This is a genomic window from Salmonella sp. GDC200615 (assembly GCF_050574145.1).
Lineage (GTDB): Bacteria > Pseudomonadota > Gammaproteobacteria > Enterobacterales > Enterobacteriaceae > Salmonella > Salmonella enterica.
In genome coordinates, this window is record NZ_CP192247.1 from 130,054 (window position 1) to 148,139 (window position 18,086).

Annotated in this window: 16 protein-coding genes and 1 pseudogene; 8 read left to right on the forward strand and 9 right to left on the reverse strand. The window is 53.9% G+C overall.

Annotation, left to right across the window (positions count from 1 at the left end; genetic code table 11):
• Positions 1-9: 9 nt before the first annotated feature.
• Both tdh and ACQ29O_RS00640 read left to right on the forward strand, forming a co-directional pair.
• Positions 10-1,035: an L-threonine 3-dehydrogenase gene (gene tdh, locus ACQ29O_RS00635; protein ID WP_000645994.1), complete on the forward strand. Its 1,026-nt coding sequence runs from the start codon at positions 10-12 to the stop codon at positions 1,033-1,035.
• Positions 1,036-1,328: 293 nt separating this feature from the next.
• On the forward strand, positions 1,329-2,363 hold the full coding sequence (locus ACQ29O_RS00640) for a glycosyltransferase (protein ID WP_000798202.1): 1,035 nt from the start codon (positions 1,329-1,331) through the stop codon (positions 2,361-2,363).
• Here ACQ29O_RS00640 and ACQ29O_RS00645 read toward each other — a convergent pair.
• From ACQ29O_RS00645 to gpmM, 3 genes are read right to left on the reverse strand one after another with little or no spacing between them, the layout of a single operon-like run.
• Positions 2,350-3,312, reverse strand: coding sequence for a divergent polysaccharide deacetylase family protein (locus ACQ29O_RS00645; protein WP_001135519.1), 963 nt, complete (start codon positions 3,310-3,312; stop codon positions 2,350-2,352). The two genes, ACQ29O_RS00640 and ACQ29O_RS00645, sit on opposite strands and share 14 nt — an antisense overlap.
• Before the next feature lie 3 nt (positions 3,313-3,315).
• Positions 3,316-4,575, reverse strand: coding sequence for a murein hydrolase activator EnvC (gene envC / locus ACQ29O_RS00650; protein WP_231849108.1), 1,260 nt, complete (start codon positions 4,573-4,575; stop codon positions 3,316-3,318).
• A 33-nt stretch (positions 4,576-4,608) separates the two neighbouring features.
• The gene (gene gpmM, locus ACQ29O_RS00655) at positions 4,609-6,153 is read right to left on the reverse strand and encodes a 2,3-bisphosphoglycerate-independent phosphoglycerate mutase (protein WP_000116576.1); all 1,545 of its coding nucleotides are present in this window, start codon (positions 6,151-6,153) and stop codon (positions 4,609-4,611) included.
• Positions 6,154-6,400: 247 nt separating this feature from the next.
• Between gpmM and ACQ29O_RS00660 the strand changes: the two genes are divergently transcribed.
• The 5 genes from ACQ29O_RS00660 (at position 6,401) to cysE (ending at position 9,599) form a co-directional block, all read left to right on the forward strand.
• A complete protein-coding gene (locus ACQ29O_RS00660) occupies positions 6,401-6,832 on the forward strand; it encodes a rhodanese-like domain-containing protein (RefSeq protein WP_001156179.1) in 432 nt (143 codons plus the stop codon).
• Between the two features lie 86 nt (positions 6,833-6,918).
• Positions 6,919-7,170, forward strand: coding sequence for a glutaredoxin 3 (grxC, locus tag ACQ29O_RS00665; RefSeq protein ID WP_001273795.1), 252 nt, complete (start codon positions 6,919-6,921; stop codon positions 7,168-7,170).
• Positions 7,171-7,213: 43 nt separating this feature from the next.
• On the forward strand, positions 7,214-7,681 hold the full coding sequence (gene secB, locus ACQ29O_RS00670; protein ID WP_000003370.1) for a protein-export chaperone SecB: 468 nt from the start codon (positions 7,214-7,216) through the stop codon (positions 7,679-7,681).
• Positions 7,681-8,700 (forward strand): NAD(P)H-dependent glycerol-3-phosphate dehydrogenase, encoded by a 1,020-nt coding sequence (gene gpsA / locus ACQ29O_RS00675; protein ID WP_001076596.1) that lies wholly within the window; start codon positions 7,681-7,683, stop codon positions 8,698-8,700. Before secB ends, gpsA begins: the two co-directional genes overlap by 1 nt.
• Before the next feature lie 77 nt (positions 8,701-8,777).
• Positions 8,778-9,599: a serine O-acetyltransferase gene (gene cysE, locus ACQ29O_RS00680; RefSeq protein WP_001112114.1), complete on the forward strand. Its 822-nt coding sequence runs from the start codon at positions 8,778-8,780 to the stop codon at positions 9,597-9,599.
• 82 nt (positions 9,600-9,681) lie between these two features.
• Here cysE and ACQ29O_RS00685 read toward each other — a convergent pair.
• Both ACQ29O_RS00685 and ACQ29O_RS00690 read right to left on the reverse strand, forming a co-directional pair.
• A pseudogene (locus ACQ29O_RS00685) lies at positions 9,682-10,992 on the reverse strand (MFS transporter).
• Positions 10,993-11,065: 73 nt separating this feature from the next.
• A complete protein-coding gene (locus ACQ29O_RS00690; protein ID WP_001218249.1) occupies positions 11,066-12,262 on the reverse strand; it encodes an L-talarate/galactarate dehydratase in 1,197 nt (398 codons plus the stop codon).
• A gap of 317 nt (positions 12,263-12,579) precedes the next feature.
• Between ACQ29O_RS00690 and ACQ29O_RS00695 the strand changes: the two genes are divergently transcribed.
• On the forward strand, positions 12,580-13,584 hold the full coding sequence (locus ACQ29O_RS00695) for a LacI family DNA-binding transcriptional regulator (protein ID WP_001537635.1): 1,005 nt from the start codon (positions 12,580-12,582) through the stop codon (positions 13,582-13,584).
• Positions 13,585-13,651: 67 nt separating this feature from the next.
• On the opposite strand, the gene trmL is transcribed toward ACQ29O_RS00695, so the two are convergent.
• The 4 genes from trmL to lldP all read right to left on the reverse strand — a co-directional run bounded on the left by trmL (position 13,652) and on the right by lldP (position 17,806).
• Positions 13,652-14,125, reverse strand: a complete 474-nt coding sequence (trmL, locus tag ACQ29O_RS00700) for a tRNA (uridine(34)/cytosine(34)/5-carboxymethylaminomethyluridine(34)-2'-O)-methyltransferase TrmL (RefSeq protein ID WP_000932336.1) — start codon at positions 14,123-14,125, stop codon at positions 13,652-13,654.
• Positions 14,126-14,190: 65 nt separating this feature from the next.
• Positions 14,191-15,381, reverse strand: a complete 1,191-nt coding sequence (gene lldD / locus ACQ29O_RS00705) for an FMN-dependent L-lactate dehydrogenase LldD (protein ID WP_000586995.1) — start codon at positions 15,379-15,381, stop codon at positions 14,191-14,193.
• Positions 15,378-16,154, reverse strand: a complete 777-nt coding sequence (gene lldR / locus ACQ29O_RS00710; protein WP_000636698.1) for a transcriptional regulator LldR — start codon at positions 16,152-16,154, stop codon at positions 15,378-15,380. Before lldR ends, lldD begins: the two co-directional genes overlap by 4 nt.
• Positions 16,151-17,806, reverse strand: a complete 1,656-nt coding sequence (lldP, locus tag ACQ29O_RS00715) for an L-lactate permease (RefSeq protein ID WP_001055311.1) — start codon at positions 17,804-17,806, stop codon at positions 16,151-16,153. The genes lldR and lldP overlap by 4 nt, the downstream gene beginning before the upstream one ends.
• Between the last annotated feature and the right edge of the window lie 280 nt (positions 17,807-18,086).

Sequence of the window (18,086 nt, forward strand, 5' to 3'; positions counted from 1 at the left end):
GGATGTAAGATGAAAGCGTTATCCAAACTGAAAGCGGAAGAGGGCATCTGGATGACCGACGTTCCGGAACCGGAAGTCGGCCATAACGATTTGCTGATTAAAATCCGTAAAACAGCCATCTGCGGTACTGACGTTCACATCTATAACTGGGATGACTGGTCGCAAAAAACCATCCCGGTTCCGATGGTCGTGGGGCATGAATATGTCGGCGAAGTGGTCGGCATCGGTCAGGAAGTGAAAGGCTTTAAAATCGGCGATCGCGTCTCCGGCGAAGGTCATATCACCTGCGGTCATTGCCGCAACTGCCGTGGTGGTCGTACTCACCTGTGTCGCAACACCACCGGCGTGGGCGTCAACCGTCCCGGCTGCTTCGCGGAATATCTGGTCATCCCGGCGCTCAATGCGTTTAAAATCCCGGATAACATTTCTGATGATTTAGCCTCTATTTTCGACCCGTTTGGTAATGCGGTGCATACGGCGCTGTCTTTCGATCTTGTCGGCGAAGATGTACTGGTATCGGGGGCGGGGCCAATCGGCGTAATGGCCGCCGCGGTGGCGAAACATGTTGGCGCGCGTCATGTGGTGATTACTGACGTCAATGAATACCGTCTGGAGCTGGCGCGCAAAATGGGCGTCACCCGCGCGGTCAACGTCGCGAAAGAGAGCCTGAACGACGTCATGGCGGAGCTGGGAATGACCGAAGGATTCGATGTGGGTCTGGAGATGTCCGGCGCGCCGCCGGCGTTTTGTACCATGCTGGACACTATGAATCACGGCGGTCGTATTGCGATGCTGGGGATTCCGCCATCAGATATGTCTATCGACTGGACAAAAGTTATCTTTAAGGGCTTGTTCATTAAAGGTATTTATGGTCGTGAGATGTTCGAAACGTGGTACAAAATGGCGGCGCTGATCCAGTCCGGTCTGGATTTGTCACCGATTATCACCCATCGTTTCTCTATTGATGATTTCCAGAAAGGTTTTGACGCCATGCGTTCAGGCCAGTCAGGAAAAGTTATTCTGAGCTGGGATTAATATGTATAGAGACCCGATGATATTTATCGGGTCTGATATACGTTTCATCGTAAAAGGTTGGTGTCATTCGCCAACCTTTTTTGTTAGGGAAAATCTGGAAAGCCGTAAAGAATTGTCATAGACATCAAGCATTCGTAATTGCGCTTTACTCTTATTTTACTCGCTAACGTAACGCTCTACTCTGAGTTTTGTGCTTGCTTTTTACTGTAAAAATTAATTATGGCGGCTTAATAGTTTCTTAATAGAGCCACAGTATAAAGGCAGGGTAAATTAAGGTTTTTCTGGTAATCGTTATGAAAAATAGTAAAACCAAAGTGAGTATCATTGTCCCGTTATATAATGCGGGAGCGGATTTTAATGCTTGCATGGCGTCATTAATCGCGCAAACGTGGTCGGCGCTGGAAATTATTATTGTGAATGATGGATCGACGGATCATTCCGTTGAGATAGCAAAACATTACGCGGAACATTACCCGCATGTTCGACTGCTTCATCAGGCCAATGCTGGCGCATCTGTCGCCCGTAATCTTGGCCTGCAAGCAGCGACCGGCGATTATGTCGCCTTTGTCGATGCAGATGACCTGGTCTACCCGAAGATGTATGAAACGCTGATGACCATGGCGCTTAACGATGATCTGGACGTTGCGCAGTGCAACGCGGACTGGTGCGTCCGAAAAACCGGGCACGCCTGGCAATCTATTCCGACCGATCGCCTGCGCTCCACCGGGGTATTAAGCGGACCGGATTGGTTGCGTATGGCGTTGGCCTCGCGGCGCTGGACGCATGTTGTCTGGATGGGCGTTTATCGACGTGCGTTAATTACCGATAACAATATTACTTTCGTTCCCGGACTACATCATCAGGACATATTATGGTCGACGGAAGTTATGTTTAATGCCACGCGCGTACGTTATACCGAACAATCATTATATAAATATTTCCTGCATGATAATTCGGTAAGCCGTTTGCAAAGACAAGGCAGTAAAAATCTTAATTATCAGCGGCATTATATTAAAATTACGCGGTTATTAGAAAAGCTCAATCGTGATTATGCCCGGCGTATTCCGATTTACCCGGAGTTTCGCCAGCAAATTACCTGGGAAGCGTTACGCGTTTGTCATGCGGTACGTAAAGAGCCTGATATTTTGACCCGCCAGCGTATGATTGCCGAAATTTTTACTTCTGGCATGTATAGACGGATGATGGCTAACGTCCGCAGCGCGAAAGCGGCTTATCAGACGCTGCTCTGGTCTTTCCGGCTGTGGCAATGGCGCGACAAAACCTTGTCACACCGTCGTATGGCCCGTAAGGCGCTCAATCTGTCTTAGCGCTCACGTTTTTAGGCGCGGCGATTTTCCCCCAGCCTTGCCACTGGTGCTGAAACCAGACAACCACGGAACTTTGCGTAATGCTCTCGCCGATGACGCTGAAAAAGCGCGTAGCGTAGACCGGTTGCAGCGGTTTTTTCGGCTTGCACATCTTCACGCCGCGGAAGGGATTGCGCGGCGCGTCAATTTTCTGCGGCGTCACACCAGGTCGGGACGTATCTACCTGCGGTTCGTTGAGCAGGCTGCCTGGACGTACCAGGGTGATATCCGCCGGCAGGCGATAAACCATCTGTTGCAGCACGCGAACCGTTGCGGGATGCGGATGACCAATCGCGATAGCGGAACCGTTGCGACGGGCCAGTTCGATAGCGCGATTAAACTGACGGCGGATATCCGCCTCGTTTTGCGTATCGTCGAGGAACACTTTACGCTTGATCACTTTCACACCCGTACCGGATGCCGCGCGCATCGCCTGGCTATTGCCAATCGTCATGCTGTCGAGAAAATAGAGATTGTAATGTTCCAGCGCCTGCATAACTTTTTGCATACCGAACAGGCTGGAGGTCATTGCGCTGCCCATGTGGTTATTAAGCCCGACGGCATACGGCACGTTGTTTACCGCCTCGCGGATAATGCGCTCGATCTCATCGCTGCTCATATCTGGTCGCAGCGTATCCTTCTCCAGCGGCTGTTTGCTTAGCGGCGCCATCGGCAGATGGATTAACACCTCATGCCCGCTATTGTGCGCTTTAGTTGCCATTTCGCGCGCGTGCGGCGCGTTGGGCAGTACGGCGACGGAGATGTTTGGCGGCAGCGCCAGAACCTGGTTTTCCGTGTGCGGGCGATAGCCAAAATCATCAATCACGATGGCGAGCTTGCCAGCGAAAACGGGATGTGCAAACGCCAGCAAAGTGGCCAGCGTGAGAATGGAGCGACGAAACTGAGGCAAAACTTATCTTCCCAACCACGGCTGTGGATTGACGGCCTGACCCTGGCGACGAATTTCGAAATAAAGCGAAGGTCTGCCCTGACCGCCGCTACTGCCCACAAGGGCGATAGGTTGTCCGGCGCGTACCTGCGCGCCTACGCTGACCAGCGCGCTCTGATTATAGCCGTAAAGGCTCATATCGCCTTTACCATGCTCCACGACCACCACCAGGCCATAGCCTTGCAGCCAGTCCGCCAGAATCACCCTGCCGTCGGCGATGGCTTTGACCTCGGTGCCTTCCGACGCGCCGATCACCATCCCCTTCCAACGTAGCTCACCCTGCAGCCGTTCGCCATAGCGATGCAATATCGGGCCGCGTACCGGCCAGTATGCCTGACCGCGAGGCGCGCCCAGACCGCCGGTGCGGGACATTAGCGAACGCTCGCTTTCCGTCGGCTTATAGGTGCTGCCTTTACGCGAGGCTTCCTGCTGCTTATCGCGTACCGCCTGCGCTTCGCGGGCTTCACGCTCCGCTCGCGCTTTGGCCGCCGCTTCCGCCCGCGCGATACTGTTGCGTAGGCGTGATTCGTTGGCGCGCAGTTCGCTTAACTGTTGCTGGCCTTGCTGAATAGACGACTCCAGTCCGGCAAGCGTTTTCTTACGTTCATTACGCGCCTGCTCCAGCTTCGCCTGTTGGGCGCGCTGCTCATACAGCAACGTTTGTTGTTGGCTTTGCTTCTCTTCCAGCTCGGCTTTTTGCGTGGCGACCTGTTCGCGAGTCTGCTTCAGTTCGGCGATAGTCTCCTGGCGCGCCTGGTTCAGATAGCCGAAGTAGGCCTGCAGGCGTTGCCCACGCTGGCTCTCTTCTCCGCTAAGAATAAGCTGAATGCCGGTGTGTTCGCCCTGGCGGAAAGCGGCGTCCAACTGCGCGGCGAGATTACGCTCCTGGCTGGCTTTTTGCTGCTCCAGTTTGGCAATTGAGGCGTTCATCTCATCAATTTGCGCGTTTAACTGATCCAGAGTGCTTTGCGTTTCGCGCAGCTTACGCGCTACGGCCGAGATGGCCTCTTCCTGGGCTTTCAGTTGTGCCAGGAGGCTGGCGCGCTGTTGCTGCTGCTGGCGTACGTCGCGTTCTTTCGCGGCGATATCGGCCTGAATAGATTTGAGTTGATCACGGTCATCCGCGTGGGCGGAAAAGGCGCACAACAATACGCCAGCGCTAAGTACGCTGGCGTAGAACAAAGGCCTGACTGAAAACGTTTTTAGTTTCACGGCCTGTTGAATGGTGTTAATCGCCTTTCCCCTCATGGGGAGGGATTATTCCACGATGAACAGCGGCTTACCAGTCATCTCTTGCGGGATTTCCATCCCCATCAGCGACAGCATGGTAGGCGCAATGTCTGAAAGTTTGCCGCCTTCAACCGCCTTCACGTTTTTCTCGCCGACATAAATCAGCGGCACCGGCAGGTTGGTGTGGGCGGTATGCGCCTGACCGGTCGCCGGATCGCGCATCTGCTCCGCGTTGCCGTGGTCCGCGGTAATCAACAGTTGTCCACCAACGGACTCAACCGCTTTTGTTACCTGTTCAATGCAGTTATCCAACGCTTCAACCGCTTTGATGGCGGCTTCCATCACGCCGGTATGACCGACCATATCGCCGTTTGGATAGTTACAAATGATGGTGTCGTACTTACCGCTTTCGATCGCCGCGACCAATTTTTCAGTCAATTCTGCAGAGCTCATTTCCGGTTGCAGGTCATAAGTGGCCACTTTCGGGGAGTTGATCAGAATGCGCTCTTCGCCAGCAAACGGTTCTTCTACGCCGCCGTTAAAGAAAAAGGTTACGTGCGCATATTTTTCCGTTTCGGAAATACGCAGCTGAGTTTTGTCGTTTTTCGCCATCCATTCGCCAAAGGTATTCGCCAGCGACGCTGGTGGGTAGGCAACGGCAGTTTTGATGTCGGCGGCGTATTCGGTCAGCATCACGAAGTTCAGATTAACCACTTTCTTACGCGCAAAGCCGTCGAAATCAGCATTAACGAAAGCGCGGGTAATTTCGCGCGCGCGGTCAGCGCGGAAGTTCATGAAAATCAGCGTGTCGCCGTCTTCCATCGCCGCATCAGCCTGGCCCTCGGCGCGGATAACGGTCGCTTTGACAAACTCATCGTTTTCATCACGAGCGTAAGCGGCCTGCAGGCCAGCCACAGCGGTATCTGCCTGGAATTCGCCCTGCGCCAGGGTCATCAGATCATACGCTTTTTCCACGCGATCCCAACGGTTGTCGCGGTCCATAGCGTAGTAACGACCGACGATAGACGCCACGCGGCCTTTGCCCAGCGCGGCGAATTTGTCTTCGAATTTTTTCAGCGAGGCTTCAGCGCTGCGCGGCGGCGTGTCGCGACCATCGAGGAAGGCGTGCAGATAGATTTTTTCTGCGCCGCGCTCTGCGGCCAGCTCCACCATCGCCATAATGTGATCTTCGTGGCTGTGGACGCCGCCCGCGGACAGCAGACCCATAATATGAACCGCTTTACCGGCGTTTTTCGCCTGGTCTACCGCATTGGTCAGGACTGGGTTAGCAAAGAAAGTACGTTCTTTAATTTCAACGTCCAGACGCGTCAGGTCCTGATAAACGATGCGGCCTGCGCCCAGGTTAACGTGGCCCACTTCGGAGTTGCCCATCTGGCGGTCAGGCAGACCCACTTCCAGACCGGATGCGTCGATCAGGGTATGCGGACGTTTTGCCCACAGAGCATCCATCACCGGGGTTTTGGCGTTTAAGATAGCGTTATCCTGCTGTTCTTCACGGTAGCCGTAGCCATCCAGAATCACCAGTACCATAGGTTTTTTAGAAACCGACATTGCGACAACCTCATACTCAATAGACAAAATAATTGCGTAATTTTACTACAGCTGAATCGATAAAATAGCCTCAGAAGATCAAAGAAAGGGATCGCGCTGGCGTGAGAAGGCAAGTAATAGCGTGATTTTTTTTCGTAGCGCCCCGCAAAAATGCATTCCAGTGCACGCTCTGGCTGTATTTGCGCCACTGCGCAGGTATACTCCTTTCCTGGTTTTTTAATCACTACGTCGGGAGTTGTTACCCCCCATGCAAGAAATTATGCAATTTGTTGGCCGTCATCCCATACTGAGTATCGCCTGGATTGCGTTACTGGTGGCGGTTTTATTTACCACGTTCAAAGGTCTGACTTCAAAAGTTAAGGTGATTACACGCGGCGAAGCCACGCGCCTTATCAACAAAGAGGACGCCGTTGTTGTGGATTTACGTCAACGTGACGATTTCCGTAAAGGCCATATCGCTGGCGCGACTAATTTGCTGCCGAGCGAAATCAAAGCCAACAATGTTGGCGAACTGGAAAAGCACAAAGACAAGCCGATTATCGTGGTCGACGGTTCTGGTATGCAGTGCCAGGAATCCGCTAACGCGCTGACAAAAGCCGGCTTTGAAAAGGTCTTTGTGTTGAAAGAAGGCGTAGCAGGCTGGAGCGGCGAGAATCTGCCTCTGGTGCGCGGTAAGTGATTACCCGTCGTTTTCATGGCGCAAGGGGAATGACTTGCCTTTGCGTCGACATGAAATCCATCGGGTAAAAAAACAGGAGCGAAGTCATGGCCAATATTGAAATCTACACCAAAGCAACCTGCCCGTTTTGCCATCGTGCAAAGGCGCTGTTAAACAGCAAGGGCGTGAGTTTCCAGGAAATTGCGATTGACGGCGACGCCGTGAAGCGTGAAGAGATGATCAAACGTAGTGGCCGAACGACGGTTCCGCAAATTTTTATTGATGCACAGCACATTGGCGGTTGTGACGACTTGTATGCGCTGGATGCGCGTGGTGGACTGGATCCGCTGTTGCGTTAAGGCGTACTCAAGTATTTAAGGACAACACTAAAGGGTTTTACACATGTCAGAACAAAATAACACTGAAATGGCTTTCCAGATCCAACGTATCTATACCAAGGATGTTTCTTTCGAAGCGCCAAACGCACCGCATGTTTTCCAGAAAGATTGGCAGCCAGAGGTTAAACTGGATCTTGATACGGCATCTTCCCAACTGGCGGATGACGTTTATGAAGTTGTGCTGCGTGTTACCGTAACGGCTTCCCTGGGGGAAGAAACCGCGTTCCTGTGCGAAGTTCAGCAGGCCGGTATTTTCTCCATCAGCGGTATTGAAGGTACTCAGATGGCGCATTGCCTGGGTGCATACTGCCCGAACATTCTGTTCCCGTATGCTCGCGAGTGCATCACCAGCCTGGTTTCACGCGGTACGTTCCCGCAACTGAACCTTGCGCCGGTCAACTTTGATGCGCTGTTCATGAACTATTTGCAGCAGCAGGCTGGCGAAGGTACTGAAGAACATCAGGATGCCTGATGAACCAAAGTAATGCGTCAATGACAGTCATCGGTGCCGGCTCGTACGGCACCGCTCTTGCCATCACTCTGGCGAGAAACGGCCACCAGGTTGTCCTGTGGGGCCACGACCCAAAACATATCGCGACCCTGGAGCACGATCGCTGCAACGTCGCGTTCCTTCCCGATGTGCCTTTTCCCGATACGTTACACCTGGAAAGCGACTTAGCAACCGCGCTGGCGGCCAGTCGTAACATTCTGGTGGTGGTGCCAAGCCATGTTTTCAGCGACGTGCTGCGGCAGATTAAACCGCTGATGCGTCCGGATGCGCGTCTGGTATGGGCGACCAAAGGCCTGGAAGCGGAAACGGGGCGCCTGTTGCAGGATGTCGCTCGCGAGGCGTTAGGCGATCAAATCCCGCTGGCGGTGATTTCCGGTCCGACGTTCGCTAAAGAGCTGGCGGCGGGTTTGCCGACGGCAATCTCGCTGGCCTCAACCGATGAGACCTTTGCCGACGATCTCCAGCAACTGTTGCACTGCGGAAAAAGTTTTCGCGTCTATATCAATGCGGATTTTATCGGCGTGCAGCTTGGCGGCGCGGTGAAAAACGTGATTGCGATTGGCGCGGGGATGTCTGACGGCATCGGCTTCGGCGCGAACGCCCGCACGGCGCTAATCACGCGTGGACTGACCGAAATGTCGCGGCTTGGCGCAGCGCTTGGTGCCGATCCCGCCACCTTTATGGGGATGGCGGGTTTAGGCGATCTGGTGCTGACCTGTACCGACAACCAGTCGCGCAACCGTCGTTTTGGCATGATGCTTGGCCAGGGCATGGACGTTAAAGGCGCGCAGGATAAGATTGGCCAGGTGGTCGAAGGCTATCGCAATACGAAAGAAGTTCGTGAATTGGCGCACCGTTTTGGTGTTGAAATGCCAATAACCGAGGAAATTTATCAAGTATTGTATTGCGGAAAAAACGCGCGCGAGGCAGCATTAACGTTATTAGGTCGCGCCCGCAAGGAAGAGCTGAGTCGCCACTAGCCGTAAGGAACTGTTTGCATAAACGACCCAACCCGCACAGAACGGGTTGGTCGTTTTCTGCCCGTCTGGAGTAAGCCATGCCGTGTGAAGAACTGGAAATCGTCTGGAAGAATATTAAAGCTGAAGCCCGCGCTTTAGCTGACTGTGAGCCTATGTTGGCCAGTTTTTATCACGCCACGCTACTCAAGCATGAAAATCTGGGCAGTGCGCTGAGCTATATGCTGGCAAATAAACTGGCTTCGCCCATCATGCCCGCTATCGCTATCCGTGAAGTAGTTGAAGAAGCCTATGCCGCCGACCCGGAAATGATCGCGTCGGCAGCCTGCGATATTCAGGCCGTGCGCACTCGCGATCCGGCGGTGGATAAATACTCCACGCCGCTGTTATATCTGAAAGGCTTTCATGCGCTACAGGCCTACCGCATTGGTCACTGGTTGTGGAATAAAGGTCGCCGCGCGCTGGCTATCTTCCTGCAAAATCAGGTTTCGGTCTCGTTTCAGGTGGATATTCACCCGGCAGCGAAAATTGGCCGCGGGATTATGCTCGACCATGCCACCGGTATTGTGGTGGGGGAGACGGCGGTTATTGAAGATGATGTGTCGATCTTGCAATCCGTCACCCTGGGCGGTACCGGGAAAACGAGCGGCGATCGTCATCCTAAAATCCGCGAAGGCGTGATGATTGGCGCGGGCGCGAAAATTCTTGGCAATATCGAGGTGGGGCGCGGCGCGAAAATTGGCGCAGGTTCCGTCGTTTTACAGCCTGTCCCGCCGCACACTACCGCCGCAGGCGTTCCGGCGCGTATTGTCGGCAAGCCGGGCAGCGATAAGCCGTCGATGGATATGGACCAGCATTTCAACGGGCTACACCATACGTTTGAGTATGGCGACGGCATCTGAATTGCGCGGTACAACTAAAAAACGCTGTTCCGATGGAGTGCAATCCCGGAACAGCGGAGCGAAGAATTCGCAATGTGGACAATCAGGCTGCGGATGATGTCAGCGTAATGCGATCCAGCGGGCCGACGATAAACAGATATGAAATGAGACCAATAAGTCCCATCGAGCCAACGTATAAAATGGCAAAGTCGAACGACTGAGTATTGGCAAGAATCACGCCGATGACCAGCGGCGTAACGATGCTTGCCATATTGCCGCACATGTTAAATACGCCGCCGGCAATACCCAGAACTTCCTTCGGCGAGGTGTCGCTGAGTACGCACCAGCCCAGGTTACCAAACCCTTTGGCAAAAAAGGCCAGACTCATCGCCGCAATGACCACAAATTCTGAAGAGGTGTAGTTGGCGATCACAATTACGCAAGAGAGCAACATACCGCAGATAACAGGCAGTTTCCGCGCGACGGTAAGGCTATAGCCGCGTTTGAGTAGCCAGTCGGAGAACACGCCGCCGAGCAGGCCGCCAATAAAACCGGCAATGGCTGGAATACTGGCCACAAAACCGACTTTCAGAATCGACATGCCTTTCGCCTAGTACAGATAGGTCGGGAACCAGGTCAGGAAGAACCAGGTGATAGAGGTGACGCAGAATTGCCCGATATAAACACCGATCATCATCCGGTTAACACAGACGGTTTTAATCTGCGCGAACGTTATTTTCTGCGGCTCCTTTTTACAGCCCAGAGAGGGCTCGCCACCACCGCTACGAATATAGTCAATTTCCGCTTGATTAACTTTTGGATGGTGCATCGGATCTTTGACTTTCATTAACCAGAATATACCGAGCATCACGCCAATAGCGCCAATATAATAGAAGACAAAATGCCAGCTTAAATTATGCAGAATGATCGTCATTAGCGGGGTGATAATGCCCAGCGAGATATATTGCGCAGCCTGATAAACTGAAGTAACGAAACCTCGTTCATTATTGGGAAACCATTGTACGCTTAAACGACTGTTCGCCGGAAAGGCAGGCGCTTCAATCGCGCCCATCAGCAGACGTAGAATAACCAGTACAATTAATGGGCTGCCATACAGATAGATCGTTCCCTGAAACATGGTTACTAACGACCAGCCAATCAATGCGCAACCGTAAACCAGTCGTGAACCGTAGCGGTCTAATAGCCAACCGCCGGGTAGTTGCATAATGACATAGGCAATACCAAATGAGGAGAAGGCCAGGCCCATCGCTTCCGGATCAAAACCTAATACTTTATTCATTATTGGGGCAACTACGGATAGAGTTGCGCGATCCGCATAATTAAATACGGTAGCAAGAAATAAAAATATAAGAATGGTATGACGCACTTTTGTGCGCTTTATTATTGTGTTCATTATCTACTCCTCAGATAAGGGCAGAATGCATCCTGTAAGGTAAGAGAGGCGGGACGGATTCCCGCCAGTCGGGTTAAGGGCGTTTGCCAAATTCACATGTTAATTGTGTCCAGCGGCGCGCTTGTTCACTGAGCGTGAAACCCAGACCATGACGATCGGAAATCCACATGCGGCCATCGCGCAGCTCAAGTTGCTCGTTGAATAATGGGTTCAGCCACTCGAAATGTTCCAGCCACGGCTCCAGGGGATACGCTGCGGAAAGGTGCAGGTGTACTTCCATCGCAAAGTGCGGCGCCAGCTTACGCCCGTGTTTCGCCGCCAGATCCATAATCTTCAGGAACGGAGAGATACCGCCGACACGCGGCGCATCTGGCTGAACGAAATCGCTGGCATTGCCCAGAATCAACTGCTCGTGTTCCCGGAAACTGGTCAGCATTTCCCCGGTGGCGATAGGCGTATCCAGCGCGGCGGCAAGCTGGGCGTGGCCTTCAATGTCGTAAGCATCTAATGGTTCTTCAATCCAGATAAGATTGAACTGTTCCATTTTACGCCCCATGCGGATAGCCGTTTCGCGATCCCACTGCTGGTTAGCGTCAACCATTAACGGGAACTCATCCCCAAGCGCTTCACGTACTGCGGTTAAGCGGCGAATATCCTCAGCGCAGTTGGGTTGTCCGACTTTCAACTTAATACCGCCAATGCCATTTTCGCGGGAAATCACCACATTTTTCAGCACTTGATCGAGCGGTGTATGCAAGAACCCCCCTGAGGTGTTGTAACACTGAACGGAGTCGCGGTGCGCGCCCAACAGTTTTGCCAGTGGCAGACCGGCACGTTTAGCCTTCATATCCCATAGGGCGATATCGATAGGGGAGATAGCCTGTACCGCCATCCCGCTACGCCCCACCGAGGCTCCGGCCCACAGCAGCTTGGTGTATATTTTGTCGATATCATTGGGATCTTCGCCCAGTAGATTATCGGCTATCTCTTTGGCGTGAGCATAAATACCCTGGCCGCCAGCACGTTTGGAGTAGCTAAAACCAACGCCCTCAAAGCCGTCGCGACTGCGGATTTCGGCAATGATGATTGCCACTTCGGTCAAAGGTTTCTGGCGCCCGGTCAGTACCTTCGCGTCACTCACTGGCGTCGCCAGCGGTAGAAAAGCCAGTGATAGCTTCACCCATTCGATACGATCGCCGGTTTCTGCCGCGGTTCTGGTATTCGCCGCTTTTGCATACGTTACGGCGTCGGAATTCGCGCTTAAAGCCATTTTTTTCTCCTGATAATCACAAAATGATTGCGCTAACATTTTTATTATTAAGCGAACGCAGGATCCAGAAAGTTGATGTTGATTTGAACATTTGATCACATATGTCGTATAAAAAGCAGGATTTATTGCAAAATGGATCACGATCCAAAAATATCTGGGGAAATGCATAATACAAAATGATGGCGCTATCATTTTGTAATGACTGAGCTTGATAAGCTACTGTATTTACGGCCTTTCCTGATGCGAAGCTGGCAATAGCCGCAGGCATGATGAATAATGCGCGGATAAATCAGCCAATCTTTGCAGGGGCATCAGACGTGAAGAGAACCAAATCACCTCGTGCGCCGACGCTGGAAGATGTAGCACGTAGCGCCGGGCTGTCTCCGATGACAGTCAGCCGGGCATTGAATTCGCCACAACTGGTTCGCCCCAAAACGGTTGAGAAAGTCATGCAGGCGGTTCGCGTCACAGGCTACATACCCAACGCGTTAGCCGGTGGTCTGGCGTCGCGACGGAGTAAATTAATCGCTGTCGTCGTGCCGCAAATTAACAACAACATGTTTGTCGATACCATCCAGTCACTGAGCGATGAACTGGCCCGACGCGGATATCACATATTGCTGTGCGTGGCGGGATATACCGAACAAACGGAAGCGGAGTTGGTGGCGACACTGCTTTCCCGCCGCCCCGATGGCGTGGTGCTTACCGGGATCCATCACACGATAGAACTGAAAAAGGTCATCCTGAACGCGGCTATTCCGGTGGTGGAAATTTGGGACTTAACGCCCACGCCGCTTGATATGCTGGTCGGTTTTTCCCATGAAAAAGTCGGGCAGGCGACGGGGGAGTATCTTTTGAGTAAGGGCTATCGTCGTCCCGGCTTGTTGTGGACCGCCGATCGCCGAGCCGCGCAACGTAAGCAGGGGTTATGTAGTGTTCTTCAACGCCACGCTATTCATGCCGTACCGCAGGTAGATGTCCCCCTTCCGGCATCGCTTTCGCTGGGGCGCAGCGGTTTAAGCCAGCTTTTTGACGAAGGGACGTTTGATGTCATTGTTTGCAGTTCTGATACCCTGGCCCAGGGGGCGATGATGGAGGCGGAAAGCCGTGGTTTGCGCATCCCGCATGATTTAGCGGTTATTGGTTTTGGCGACCTTGATTTTGCCGCCAGCAATCGACCGTCAATTACTACCGTAAGCGTTGACAGACGCGCCATTGGCCAGCGCGCCGCTACGCTGTTGGCCGATCGTATTGAACAGAAACCGTGCGCAGAAGCTATTGTGGATATTGGCTTTCATTTGATTGAGCGAGAGTCCGCATAAACGGGAACATGCCATCGGGATCGGCCAGGCCGGATCAGGCGTCAGCTGCCATCCGGCATTGAATATATTACGACCGTAATACCGCGCCGGAGTATCCTAACTGGCGCCACGCTTCATACACCACCACCGACACCGCATTCGACAGGTTCATGCTACGGCTATCCGGCATCATCGGAATGCGAATCTTCTGCTCTTTAGGCAACGCATCGAGAATGCTGGCGGGCAGGCCGCGCGTTTCCGGGCCAAACATCAAATAATCGCCATCCTGATAGCTTACGGCGCTATGGGCGGGCGTGCCCTTTGTCGTCAACGCAAACAGGCGCTGCGGGTTTTCGGCGGCGACAAAGGCGGCATAATCGTGATGGCGCTGAACCGCGGCGAATTCGTGATAGTCCAGCCCTGCGCGGCGTAAGCGCTTATCATCCCAGGTAAACCCCATCGGTTCGATGATGTGCAGACGAAAGCCGGTATTGGCGCAAAGACGAATGATGTTGCCGGTATTCGGCGGGATTTCTGGTTCGAAGAGTACGATGTTAAGCATGATGCCCCCTTAAATGCGGGGGGGCAGAATAGCAGAAATTTACCGGGCTCTCACGCGCCAGGCGTTCAGGCGGTATCGCCTTTGCTCATTGGCGCCAGCGCGGCGGGCAAACTTTTCCCCAGTTCCTGCACCAGTGAATCGCCACTGATTTCGCTAATGGTTTTCGCGCCGGTCAGGGTCATAGCGACTTTCATCTCTTTCTCGATCAGGTCCAGCAGATTGGCGACACCCGCTTTTCCTGCCGTCGCCAGCGCGTAGAGATAGGCCCGACCCAGCAGTACGGTATCGGCCCCCAACGCAATCATACGCACGACATCCAGCCCGTTACGGATCCCGCTATCCGCCAGAATGGCGATATCGCCTTTCACCGCATCGGCAATGGCGGGCAGGGCGCGGGCGGAAGAGAGCACGCCATCGAGCTGGCGGCCGCCGTGATTCGACACCACGATACCGTCAGCGCCGAAACGTACCGCATCGCGGGCATCTTCTGGATCGAGGATCCCTTTGATCACCATTGGGCCGTCCCAGAATTCGCGTATCCACTCCAGATCTTTCCAGGAGATGGACGGATCGAAGTTATTTGCCAGCCAGCCGATATAGTCCTCAAGGCCGGTCGGTTTACCCAGATAGGCGGAAATATTGCCTAAATCATGCGGGCGACCGTTCAGGCCGACATCCCACGCCCATTTAGGGTGCATCACCGCCTGCCAGTAACGGCGCATGGCGGCGTTTGGGCCGCTCATCCCGGAGTGGGCGTCACGGTAGCGCGCGCCCGGCGTTGGCATATCCACGGTAAAGACCAGCGTGGAGCAACCCGCCGCTTTCGCACGTTCAAGCGCGTTGCGCATAAAGCCCCGGTCACGCAGCACATAAAGCTGGAACCACATCGGGCGCTTAATGGTTGGTGCAACTTCTTCTATCGGACAGACGGAGACGGTGGAAAGGGTGAACGGAATGCCCTTTGCGTCTGCGGCGGCGGCGGCCTGTACTTCGCCGCGACGGGCGTACATGCCGCACAGGCCTACCGGCGCTAATGCCACCGGCATCGACAACGTTTCGTTAAACAGGGTCGTTTCCAGGCTTAAATCGGACATATTTTTCAGCACGCGCTGGCGCAGAGCGACTTGCGACAGGTCTTCCACATTTCGGCGCAGGGTATATTCCGCATACGCGCCGCCGTCGATGTAGTGGAAGAGGAAAGGAGGCAACGTGCGCTGAGCTGCGGCGCGATAATCGCTGGCTGCTGAAATAATCATGATTTATTCTCCCTGGTCATCTCATTATGGTCGCCGGGCAGGCGGGTAATACGCGCCTGGCGGGCCTGGTCTTCATCAAATCGTTTAATCGTGGTGTGGACAAAACTGAGGTGCGCCATCATCGCTTTACGCGCGCCCTCGGCGTTACCGTCCAGAATGGCGTCCATCACTGCCTGGTGTTGTTCCGTCAGCTTTGAGAATACGGGCGGAACGAGATACATACGCTGGCGACTCTGTTTGACGGAGGATTGCAGGACGTCGAAGAAACCGCGCATGGTTTGCAACAGCACCACATTGTGCGAGGCTTCCGCGATCGCCAGATGAAAGCGCACGTCGGCCTGGGAGGCGAGATCCGGGTCTTCGCTGAGCGTCGCATCAAAGCAGAGTCTGATTTTCTCTTTGTCGGCAGCGGTGGCACGCATGGCGGCGTGCCAGTCCGTACTGGCTTCAATGGCGTGGCGGGCCTCCAGAATGTCGAAACTGTAGTCCGGATCGTTCGCCATCAGCATTTTCAGCGGTTGCACGATATTCTGTTCAGACCAGGTTTCGTGCTGCCAGCGGACAAATGTCCCGCCGCCGCGACGACTCACCAGCACGCCTTCACTGACCAGCTTCGCCAGCGCTTCGCGTAAAGAGTTGCGTGATACGCCAAGCTGTAGAGCCAACTGGCGCTCGGCGGGCAATTTCATGCCCGCTTCCAGGTTTTGTTCTTCAATCAGCGCCCGCACGCGAGAGGCAATCTCGTCTGACAGGCGTTTTGGCATCACAATCACGGAATCATCCAGGTTAAAACATAGGCCTGAAGCGTAGTGATCACGCCCACCATACAGGTGAAGATCAGGCTGTGTTTGACGGTAAAACGGAACAGATCGGACTCTTTCCCTACCAGTCCCACCGCCGCGCAGGCGATGGCGATAGACTGCGGCGAGATCATCTTCCCGGTTACGCCTCCAGTGGTGTTCGCCGCCACCATCAGCACATCAGAGACGCCGATTTGCTGCGCCGCGGTAGCCTGTAGAGAGGCAAACAGCGCGTTAGATGAGGTGTCGGACCCGGTCAGGAAGACACCCAGCCAGCCGAGGAACGGCGAGAAGAACGTGAAGGCGCTGCCGGTGTGCGCCAGCGCTAACGCCAGCGTGGAGGAAAGCCCGGAATAGTTCGAGATAAACGCGAACACCAGCACCATGCCGATGGAGTAAATCGGCAACGCCAGCTCTTTCAGCGTGCTGCCAAAGGTCTGGATTGCGGCTGAGGGCTTCATTTTCAGCCAGACGATAGACAACAGCGCGGCAAACAGGATCGCCGTGCCGGTGGCGGAGAACCAGTCAAATTTATACACCGCCGCGTAAGCGGTCGCTTCGTGTACGACCGGCGGCATACGGGCGACCAGTTTATCGAGATACGGTACCGGAACGTTAATTACCCAGTCATACAGCGCGCCGCCGGGGGCAAACAACGCTTTAAACGGCGGTACGCTCCAGAGAGTGACCGTGGCGGTCAGGAACAGAAACGGCGACCAGGCACGAACAATTTGCCCTGTCGTATAGCGGGTGCGGGCCAGCGTCTGATCGACCTGCGACGCGCCCATATCGCCGAAGCGGAAGATGCGTACCGGCTGCCAGCGTTTGAGGAACAGCGTCAGACACACCAGAGACACCAGTGAAGAGATGATGTCCGGCAGTTCCGGCCCGATAAAGTTGGAGCTGAGATACTGGGCGATAGCAAACGAGCCGCCAGCGACCATCACCGCAGGCCAGGTTTCTTTCACGCCGCGCCAGCCGTCCATAATCGCCATAATCCAGAACGGGACGATAATGGTCAGGAACGGTAGCTGACGACCGACCATCTGACCGATTTCAAAGCTGTCCAGGCCCGTGACCTGTCCGGCAACCAGAATCGGGATCCCCATCGCGCCAAAGGCGACTGGCGCGGTGTTTACAATCAGGCACAGCCCTGCCGCATACAGCGGATTAAAGCCCAGACCCACCAGCAGCGCGGCGGTTATCGCCACCGGCGCTCCGAAACCTGCCGCGCCTTCAAGGAACGCGCCGAAGCAGAAGCCGACAATCAGCATTTGCAGACGCTGGTCGGGGGTAATCGACAGAATTGACGAGCGAATAATGTCAAACTGCCCGGTCTTGACCGAAATTTTATAGACAAAGACCGCGGCGATGATTATCCAGGCTATCGGCCATAGCCCGTAGAAGAAGCCATACACGACCGATGCCAGCGCGTGATCGACCGGCATTTTATAGAACAGCAGCGCGACGGCGAGCGCGATAACCACCGTCCACGAAGCGGCAACATAGCCTTTCAGCTTGAGTTTAATCAGGGCGAAAAAGAAGAACAGGATTGGGAGCGATGCGATCAGGCTGGAAAGCCAGATATTACCCGCCGGGTCATAGTTTTGTTGCCAGAGGTTCATTGCAGGTCTCCTGAGAACCACACGCATAATGGGATGAATCTTTGCTCATCTCGTTGAAGTCACATTATGTGTAAAAGTGGTCCTGCCAATATTGTTGTGTATGGATAATGACAACAAATAGTTAACCAGATGTTATTTATTGGCAACGGTATTGTAGAGTTAATTTAGTGAAATGTGAGTAGGCTGTGGTAACTGGCTAAAATTGGTAGGGCCAATTGAGGGGAGAGGACAGCAAAGGGAAGTGAAAAGGCAATGGCATTATGCCATTGCCTTTGATGTC